Source organism: Pseudomonas sp. OG7 (assembly GCF_014192825.1).
Classification (GTDB): Bacteria; Pseudomonadota; Gammaproteobacteria; order Pseudomonadales; family Pseudomonadaceae; genus Aquipseudomonas; species Aquipseudomonas monteilii.
The window spans coordinates 1-2,014 of record NZ_JACHYK010000020.1; the positions used below are offsets into that span (position 1 = coordinate 1).

The 2,014-nt window shown below is 63.2% G+C and carries 2 protein-coding genes; both read right to left on the reverse strand.

Translation table 11 applies throughout. The features are described from left to right. Positions 1-1,499 (reverse strand): condensation domain-containing protein (locus tag FHW75_RS26660; protein WP_311650979.1); only part of this gene is annotated, 1,499 nt, incomplete at its 3' end. Positions 1,500-1,510: 11 nt separating this feature from the next. Continuing rightward, positions 1,511-2,014: phosphopantetheine-binding protein (locus FHW75_RS26665; protein WP_260308862.1), on the reverse strand; the 504-nt coding region annotated here is incomplete at its 5' end.

Consider the following 2,014-nt stretch of genomic DNA (forward strand, 5'->3'; position numbering starts at 1 on the left):
GGGTAGTCGGCGTGGGTGCGGTTCCAGTCGTAGACCACCTGTTGCTGCTGCGCGGCATTCAACAGCGGCAGCTCGGCGATGCGCTGCTGCGGCTGTGCGACGATGGCGGCCAACAGGGCCTGCCAGTGCCCGGCGAGCTGGGCGATGGTGGCTTCATCGAACAAGGCCGTTGCGTAGGTCAGGAACGCACCGATGCCGTGTTCATGCTCGACAGTGTTCAATGCAAGGTCGAACTGGGTGGTATGGATTTCCCAGTCGAGCGCTTCCAGGGTCAGGCCTGGCAGGCGCCGCGTGTGGCCCCTGCCCTCGCTGCCGTGGTTGTGCATCACCTGGAACAACGGGCTATGGCTGAGGCTGCGCTCTGGCTGCAGGGCTTCGACCAGTTGCTCGAACGGCAGGTCCTGATGCGCCTGTGCGCCGAGCCCGGCCTGGTGAACCTGCGCGACCAGCGCGTCGAAGGTGGTGCTCAGGTCGAATTCGGCCTTGAGGACCTGGGTGTTGACGAAGAAGCCGATGAGCCCCTCGACTTCGCTGCGAGTGCGGTTGGCGATCGGGACGCCGACGCGGATGTCGTTCTGCCCGCTGTAGCGGTGCAGCAACGCCTGGAAGCTTGCCAGCAGCAAGGTGAACAGGGTCACGCCCTGGCGCTTGGCCAACTGCTTCAGCGAATCTGCCAGCGCATCGGCAATGGCGATGTCGAGGCGTGCCCCTGCATGGCTCTGCACTGCACCGCGCGGGCGGTCCAGCGGCAACTCCAGTACCGGCTGTTCATCCCCCAGATGGGCCGTCCAGTAGCCCAGTTGCTTCTCGCGTTCGCCCGCTTCCATGAACTGCCGTTGCCACAACGCGTAGTCGGCATATTGCACAGGGAGCGGCGGCAATTGCAGCGCGTTCCCGGACTTGCCGGCCTCGTAGAAACGCACCAGCTCGTCGACCATGATCGGTGTCGACCAGCCATCGGAGACGATGTGGTGCAGGGTCAGCACCAGTACATGGTCATCCGCCGCCAGACGCAACAGCTTGACCCGCAGCAAGGGCCCCTGCTCCAGGTCGAATGGCTGCTGAACTTCCTGCTCGACCCATGCCTTCAATGCCGCGCTGGCATCGGCATCGACTGCCTTGAGTGTATCGATGACCAGCTCGACGGGCGCTTCGGGGTGAATCACCTGCACCGGCTGGTCACTGTCGAGGTGAAAGGTGGTACGCAGGGTTTCGTGCCGCGCGATCAGGGCATCGAAGCTGGCCTGCAGCGCCTGAAGGTCAAGATCGCCCTTCAGACGCAGGGCGACCGGAATGTTGTATGCGCTGCCCTGGGGGTCCATTTGCCAGAGAAACCATTGCCGCTGCTGGGCGTAGGACAACGCCAGCGCCTCCCCCGGCGCTCTCGCAGGGATCGGCGCGACTCCGTACAAGTTGATTCCCTGACGCTTCAGGAGCATGGCCAGAGCGTGACGCTCTTTGGTGGACAACGATTTGACGGAGTCGAGCAACGCTTGCACTGATGTATCCCCTATGAAATCAGTTCATCAATTTCCTCCGTGGTTAGACGTTTGAGCGCCTCCAGCGATTTAGCCAGTTCTGCCTGAATCGGATCGATTTGCTGATTTTTCTCTTCGAGGCGACGCGAGAAATCCGCCAGCAGGGGATGCTCGAACAGCTCCTTCAAGGTGGCGTCGATGCCTGTCGCCTCGCGAACACGCACGATCACCTGAGTGGCCGACAGCGAATGGCCACCCAGGGCGAAGAAGCCATCGTTCAGGCCGACCCTTTCGAGCTTCAGCACGTCTGCCCAGATCGCCGCGACCTGCCGTTCCAGCTCGCTGCACGGGGCCACGTAGCTGTCCTGCAGCACACTGGCATCGGGCTTGGGCAGGGCCTTGCGGTCCAGCTTGCCATTGGCCGTCACCGGCAGGCGTTCAAGGAACAGCAAGTGGGTCGGGACCATGTAGTCGGCCAGGCCGAGCCTGAGGTGCTCGCGCAGTTCGCCGCGCAGCGCGTGCTGTTGCTGTGGGTC